At 59.3% G+C, this 7067-nt stretch carries 6 protein-coding genes; 4 read left to right on the top strand and 2 right to left on the bottom strand.

Annotated features, from left to right (window positions below; genetic code table 11):
- Both D8U69_RS12090 and htpX read left to right on the top strand, forming a co-directional pair.
- Positions 1-1109 (top strand): pyridoxal phosphate-dependent aminotransferase (locus D8U69_RS12090; protein ID WP_130907369.1); only part of this gene is annotated, 1109 nt, incomplete at its 5' end.
- Positions 1110-1428: 319 nt separating this feature from the next.
- Complete coding sequence (gene htpX, locus D8U69_RS12085; protein WP_007973520.1) at positions 1429-2319, top strand: protease HtpX; 891 nt, start codon at positions 1429-1431, stop codon at positions 2317-2319.
- A gap of 172 nt (positions 2320-2491) precedes the next feature.
- Here the strand turns inward: htpX and D8U69_RS12080 are convergent, their stop codons facing one another.
- Positions 2492-3148, bottom strand: a complete 657-nt coding sequence (locus D8U69_RS12080; protein ID WP_130907368.1) for a thiopurine S-methyltransferase — start codon at positions 3146-3148, stop codon at positions 2492-2494.
- Between the two features lie 102 nt (positions 3149-3250).
- On the opposite strand from D8U69_RS12080, the gene D8U69_RS12075 reads away from it, so the two are divergent.
- A complete protein-coding gene (locus D8U69_RS12075; protein ID WP_130907367.1) occupies positions 3251-4018 on the top strand; it encodes a class III extradiol ring-cleavage dioxygenase in 768 nt (255 codons plus the stop codon).
- An 82-nt stretch (positions 4019-4100) separates the two neighbouring features.
- Here D8U69_RS12075 and D8U69_RS12070 read toward each other — a convergent pair whose 3' ends face one another.
- Positions 4101-5774 (bottom strand): DEAD/DEAH box helicase, encoded by a 1674-nt coding sequence (locus D8U69_RS12070; RefSeq protein WP_056856386.1) that lies wholly within the window; start codon positions 5772-5774, stop codon positions 4101-4103.
- Between the two features lie 420 nt (positions 5775-6194).
- On the opposite strand from D8U69_RS12070, the gene D8U69_RS12060 reads away from it, so the two are divergent.
- Positions 6195-6986 (top strand): crotonase/enoyl-CoA hydratase family protein, encoded by a 792-nt coding sequence (locus D8U69_RS12060; RefSeq protein WP_130907366.1) that lies wholly within the window; start codon positions 6195-6197, stop codon positions 6984-6986.
- Positions 6987-7067: the final 81 nt, after the last annotated feature.

Raw genomic sequence — 7067 nt, 5'->3', positions numbered from 1 at the left:
TCAAGCTGAACATCGGCAACCCGGCGCCCTTTGGTTTCGAAGCGCCGGATGAAATTCTCCAGGACGTCATCCGCAACTTGCCGACCGCCCAGGGCTACAGCGACTCCAAAGGCCTGTTCAGCGCGCGCAAAGCCGTGATGCAGTACTACCAGCAAAAGCAGGTGGAAGGCGTCGGCATCGAAGACATTTACCTGGGCAACGGCGTTTCCGAGCTCATCGTGATGTCGATGCAGGCCCTGCTCAACAACGGCGATGAAGTGCTGGTGCCGGCTCCCGACTATCCGCTGTGGACTGCCGCCGTGAGCCTGTCGGGCGGCAACCCGGTGCATTATCTGTGTGACGAGCAGGCCAACTGGTGGCCGGACCTGGCCGACATCAAGGCCAAGATCACCCCGAACACCAAAGCCCTGGTGATCATCAACCCGAACAACCCGACCGGTGCGGTGTACTCCAGGGAAGTCCTGCTGGGCATGCTGGAACTGGCCCGCCAGCACAACCTGGTGGTGTTCTCCGACGAGATCTACGACAAGATCCTCTACGACGATGCCGTGCACATCTGCACTGCTTCCCTGGCGCCGGACTTGCTGTGCCTGACCTTCAACGGCCTGTCCAAGTCCTACCGCGTAGCCGGTTTCCGCTCCGGCTGGATCGCCATTTCCGGGCCGAAACACCATGCCCAGAGCTACATCGAAGGCATCGACATGCTGGCCAACATGCGCTTGTGTGCCAACGTGCCGAGCCAGCACGCGATCCAGACCGCGTTGGGTGGCTATCAGAGCATCAACGACCTGGTGCTGCCGCCGGGTCGCCTGTTGGAGCAGCGCAACCGCACGTGGGAACTGCTCAACGACATCCCGGGCGTGAGTTGTGTCAAGCCGATGGGCGCTCTGTATGCGTTCCCGCGAATCGACCCAAAAGTCTGCCCGATCCACAACGACGAAAAATTCGTCCTCGACCTGCTGCTCTCCGAGAAGCTGTTGGTGGTTCAGGGCACTGCGTTCAACTGGCCGTGGCCGGACCACTTCCGCGTCGTGACCCTGCCTCGCGTCGATGACCTGGACATGGCCATCGGCCGCATCGGCAATTTCCTCAAGTCCTATCGGCAGTAGATGACCGGTTTACCGTGCGACGGCGCTTGCAGAGTCGCACGGTGATTCATTCAGCAACATATGTTTGCACCCAGTCGAGCACTGACACTTCTAGCCTTGATCAATACTGCGCTGCCTGCTCCGGTCCAACGCCGACGGGGCAAATGAGACCTGCCGGCCTACAAACACTTCCTGCATCAATGTCGGAAATGCCCTGCAAGCAGCTAAGCTTTTACCGTAGGACACAGTTTGAAATAGTCACCCGGTTGAATACCCCGGTGCAGCACCTTATATACCCCGCAGTACGCTACATTTTTAGCATAAGGAGATTTCTACAACCATGATGCGCATCCTGCTGTTTTTGGCCACTAACCTGGCGGTCGTGCTGATTGCCAGCATCACCCTGAGCCTTTTCGGCTTCAACGGGTTCATGGCGGCCAACGGGGTTGATCTCAACCTCAATCAGCTGCTGATTTTCTGTGCGGTCTTTGGTTTCGCCGGTTCCCTGTTCTCGCTGTTCATCTCCAAGTGGATGGCGAAGATGAGCACCAGCACCCAGATCATCACCCAGCCACGCACGCGTCACGAGCAATGGCTGCTGCAAACAGTCGAGCAACTGTCCCGCGAAGCCGGGATCAAGATGCCCGAAGTCGGGATTTTCCCGGCCTACGAGGCGAACGCCTTCGCTACCGGCTGGAACAAGAACGATGCACTGGTGGCGGTCAGCCAGGGCTTGCTCGAACGTTTTTCGCCGGATGAAGTGAAAGCCGTTCTGGCCCACGAAATCGGCCACGTGGCTAACGGCGACATGGTCACACTTGCGTTGATCCAGGGCGTCGTGAACACCTTCGTGATGTTCTTCGCGCGGATCATCGGCAACTTTGTCGACAAGGTGATCTTCAAGAATGAAGAAGGCCAGGGTATTGCCTACTACGTGGCAACCATCTTCGCCGAACTGGTTCTGGGCATCCTGGCCAGTGCCATCGTCATGTGGTTCTCGCGCAAACGCGAATTCCGCGCTGACGAAGCCGGCGCCAACCTGGCCGGCACCGCCGCGATGATCGGCGCCCTGCAACGCCTGCGCGCCGAACAAGGCCTGCCGGTGCACATGCCCGACACCCTGAACGCCTTCGGCATCAACGGTGGCATCAAACAGGGCTTCGCCCGCATGTTCATGAGCCACCCGCCGCTGGAAGAGCGTATCGACGCTCTGGCTCGTCGTCGGGGCTAAGTGGCAACGCAATAAACAGGAAGGCCCGCAGAGATGCGGGCCTTTTTTTGTCTGCTGATTGATGCGGTGTTCTTCAGGGCCTCTTCGCGGGCAAGCCTCGCCCCTACTGAAGATCCACCCCTTGCAGGAGCGAGCCTCGCCCGCGAAAGGGCCAGTACAGACAACACATCTTTTATTGAATGGAAACCCGGTACACCCGCTCTTCAAGCCGAGTAACACCCGCCTCCAGAAATTTCACGCTCTCACTCAGCACATCCTGATCTTCCAGGATCTTCAGCGCCCACGAATCGCCAAACAGCCGCTGCACTTCATCATCGACAACGGCAAACGGCGGGCCAGGCATCTGCGTCTGGTCATAGTCCAGAGTGATCAGTAGACCCCGGGACTCTTTGGGCAATATCCGCTTCAAATGATCCGCATATTCCTCACGCATTGCCTGGGGTAACGCGATCAATGCGGCACGGTCATAGAGCGCAGAACAATCGGCCACGTCGCCGGCAGTCAGCGCAAAGAAATCACCGCACCACAACTCTATCGAACCTGCCCGATAAACCTTGAAAGGCCCTTGCTCGCTGACGGCAGGATCAAAGCCGTGTTCGCTGAAGAAATCCTCCACGGCCTTCTCCGACAATTCGATCCCCAGAACCTCATGCCCCTGATGGGCAAGCCAAAGCAGGTCCAGACTTTTTCCGCACAAGGGAACCAGCACACGAGCCCCCTCCTCCAGCCCTAACGACGGCCAGAACCGTTGCAGATACGGGTTCACCCGCGGCAGATGAAAGCCGATCTGATTTGCCGCCCACTTCTTGTGCCAAAACTCCGGCTGCATAGATAACCCCGAAAATTCGATCAAAACACCCTAAAACTTATATTAGATTTAGATCAATGATCTGATTGAAGATGGCGCCATCTTACTCTCTGGAGCTTAAACATGTTCCCCAGCCTGTACATCTCCCATGGCTCCCCGATGCTAGCCCTGGAACCCGGCGCCAGTGGACCGGCCCTCGCTCGCCTGGCAGCTGAAATGCCGAAGCCAAAAGCCATCGTGATTGTTTCTGCACACTGGGAAAGCAACGAGCTGCTGGTCAGCGGCAATCCGCAACCTGACACCTGGCACGATTTCGGTGGTTTCCCCAAAGCCCTGTTCGAAGTGCAATACCCGGCGCCTGGTGACCCCCAACTGGCCGCCGAAGTTGTCGAGCAGTTGAAGGCCAGCGGCCTTCCGGCACGCATCGATCCCCAGCGCCCCTTCGACCATGGCGTATGGGTACCTTTTTCGTTGATGTATCCACAGGCGGACATCCCGATCGTTCAGGTGTCGCTGCCCACCCGTGGCGGCCCTGCCCTGCAAACCCGCGTCGGCCATGCCCTGGCCAGCCTGCGCGAGCACGGCGTATTGCTGATCGGCTCCGGCAGCATTACCCACAACCTGCGGGAACTGGATTGGCATGCCGGCCCGGAAAGCGTTGAACCCTGGGCACAAGCGTTCCGCGACTGGATGATCGAGAAACTTGCCGCCAACGATGAGGCCGCGCTGCATGACTATCGCGCGCAGGCACCGCATGCCGTACGCAACCATCCGAGCGATGAGCACTTGCTGCCGCTGTACTTTGCCCGCAGTGCCGGAGGTGATTTCAGTGTTGCGCACAAGGGATTCACCATGGGGGCGCTGGGCATGGACATCTATCGCTTCGGCTGACCTGCGATCTTTTTCAAAGGCAAAAAAAATCCCCGAACCAGTCGGGGATTTTTCATGTTCGATCAATCAGCCCAAAGGCGGATCAATCTTCGCGATAGCGACGCAGCTTCAACTGCTTACCGGCAACGCGAGTGTCCTTCAGCTTGGTCAGCAACTTCTCCAGACCATCTTCCGGCAACTCGACGAGGCTGAAGCTGTCACGCACCTGAATGCGGCCGATCGCTTCACGCGCCAGGCCACCTTCGTTGAGGATGGCGCCCAGCAGGTTCTTGGCAGCGATACCGTCACGCGCACCCAGCGCGGTACGGCAACGGGCACGACCTTCACCCAATGGCATCGGAGCGCGACGCTCACGATCACCACGCTCAGGACGATCACCGGAACGCTCCGGACGATCGCCACGTGGCGCGTTGTTCGGCACCAGTGGACGCTCTTTCTCGATAGCGGCCAGGTTCAGCGCTTGACCGTTGGTAGCCTTGCGCAGCAGGGCTGCGGCCAGGGCACGCGGGCTGCAACCGATGTCGGCGGTCAGGCGATCGAGCAGATCACCGTGGGTCGATTCGGCATCAGCCACCAGCGGCGACAGGCTGTTGGTCAGTTTCTTGATGCGCGCATCCAGAACGGCTTGAGCGTCCGGCAGGCGAACTTCAGCAACTTTCTGACCGGTTACACGCTCGATCACTTGCAGCATGCGGCGCTCACGTGGAGTCACCAGCAGCAGTGCACGACCTTCGCGACCGGCACGGCCGGTACGGCCGATACGGTGAACGTAGGATTCCGGATCGTACGGCATGTCAACGTTGAATACGTGAGTGATGCGCGGAACGTCCAGGCCACGGGCAGCAACGTCGGTCGCCACAACGATGTCCAGGCGGCCATCCTTGAGGGAGTCGATCACGCGCTCACGCTGGTTCTGGGCGATGTCACCGTTCAGCGCAGCGGCTTTGTAGCCTTTGGCTTCCAGGGCACTGGCCAGGTCCAGGGTCGCTTGCTTGGTGCGCACGAACATGATCAGGGCGTCGAAATCTTCCACTTCCAGCAAGCTGAGAACGGCAGAAGTCTTCTGGTCAGCGTGAACCAACAGGTGAGCCTGTTCGATCGCGGTAACGGTCTGGGTCTTGCTCTGGATCTTCACGTGCTTCGGATCGCGCAAGTGGCGCTCAGCGATGGCACGGATCGATTGCGGCAGGGTGGCCGAGAACAATACGGTCTGACGGGTTTCCGGCATGGCCTTGAAGATAACTTCCAGGTCATCCATGAAGCCCAGTTTGAGCATTTCGTCTGCTTCGTCGAGAACCAGGTGGTTCACGGTCGCCAGAACTTTTTCGTCGCGACGCAGGTGGTCGCACAGACGGCCCGGTGTGGCGACAACAATCTGTGCGCCATTACGGATTGCTTTCAATTGTGGGCCCATCGGCGCGCCGCCGTAGACAGCCACAACAGTTACGCCCGGCATTTGCTTGGCGTAGGTTTCGAAAGCGGTTGCAACTTGTAGCGCCAACTCACGAGTTGGGGCCAGGATCAGAGCTTGCGGCTCGCGCTTGGACGGATCAATGCGGTGCAGGATAGGCAGGGCAAAGGCAGCGGTTTTACCGGTACCGGTTTGCGCCTGACCAATCATATCGTGACCGGCGAGAATGATCGGGATCGACTGCTGCTGAATGGCCGAAGGCTCTTCATAGCCGGTAGCGACTACTGCAGCGACAATATTGGGATGAAGTTCAAGAGCGGCGAAGCCGCCGATTTCCTGGGTCATGGGTCTGCCTCTAAGTGCATCCGCAAAGACCCATGCTCCAAAGCTGCGCATGCCGTGTTGAGACTCAAGAGTCGCCCTGGCAGCTTTGTCGGCGGGGATTTGCGAAAACGAATGAATGAAAAGAATCGTCAAGGGAGAGTCCGCAGTACGGACGTGCAGCCGAAGCTGACTTCGGGGAATTGCTCTACCTAAACGCGGCCCGGCTAAAGGCCGGCGCGCACTATACCGGAATTTGCCGAAAAAGGGAGCTTTTTTTATCGCAAAACTCCCGCATACGGCGTTCTGTCACAGGCTTTGCGGATAATCGTGCAAGCGTCTATTTTTCAAAGGCCCGGCCCAGCGGGCGATGGCGCTAAAACGGTTCATCTTGAAGACCCGGACCGCCGGTCTGACTCCCCTTCCCGCCCGAGGATATGCACCATGAAAGAGCTCGACACCCGCCGTGTGAGCCGTGAAAAGCGCGGTCATGTCCTGTTGATCGGCCTGGATCGGGTAGCCAAGCGCAATGCTTTCGACCTTGAACTGCTCAACGAGCTGAGCCTTGCCTATGGTGAGTTCGAAGCGGACAGCGATGCGCGGGTTGCGGTGGTATTCGGTCACGGCGAGCACTTCACCGCCGGGCTGGATCTGGTCAACGCCAGCGCTGCGCTGACCGAAGGCTGGCAGGCTCCGTCTGGCGGCTGCGATCCGTGGGGCGTATTTGCCGGCCCCCGGGTCAGCAAACCGGTAATCGTCGCCGCGCAGGGTTACTGCCTGACCATCGGCATCGAGTTGATGCTGGCCGCCGATATCAACCTGTGCGCCAGCAACACGCGCTTCGCGCAAATGGAAGTGCAGCGCGGGATCTTCCCTTTCGGCGGCGCCACATTGCGCCTGCATCAGGTCGCCGGTTGGGGCAATGCAATGCGCTGGATGCTGACCGGCGACGAGTTCGATGCTCACGATGCGCTGCACTTGGGCCTGGTACAGGAAGTGATGGCCAGCGAGGATCTGTTGCCAAGGGCCATTGAACTGGCTGAACGGATTGCCCGGCAGGCACCTCTGGGTGTGCAGGCGACGTTGATGTCGGCGCGACAGGCGCGTTACGAAGGGGAAACCGCCGCTGCGCACGGGTTGCCGGCGCTGGTGAAAAAGTTGCTGAGCAGCGAGGATGCCCAGGAGGGGGTGCGGTCGCTGGTGGAGCGGCGGCCCGGCATCTTCAAAGGCTGCTGAGATTTGCGTCGAAATAAAGATCGCTATCACGGGCACCGAATCATGTCGCCGGGCGAATCGCCTTGATCAACGACTGCAACG

Origin of the sequence: Pseudomonas sp. Sample_16 (genome assembly GCF_004307665.1) — a bacterium.
GTDB lineage: Bacteria > Pseudomonadota > Gammaproteobacteria > Pseudomonadales > Pseudomonadaceae > Aquipseudomonas.
The sequence above is the reverse complement of the archived record's forward strand: the minus strand, read 5'-3'. Positions and strand labels throughout refer to the sequence as shown.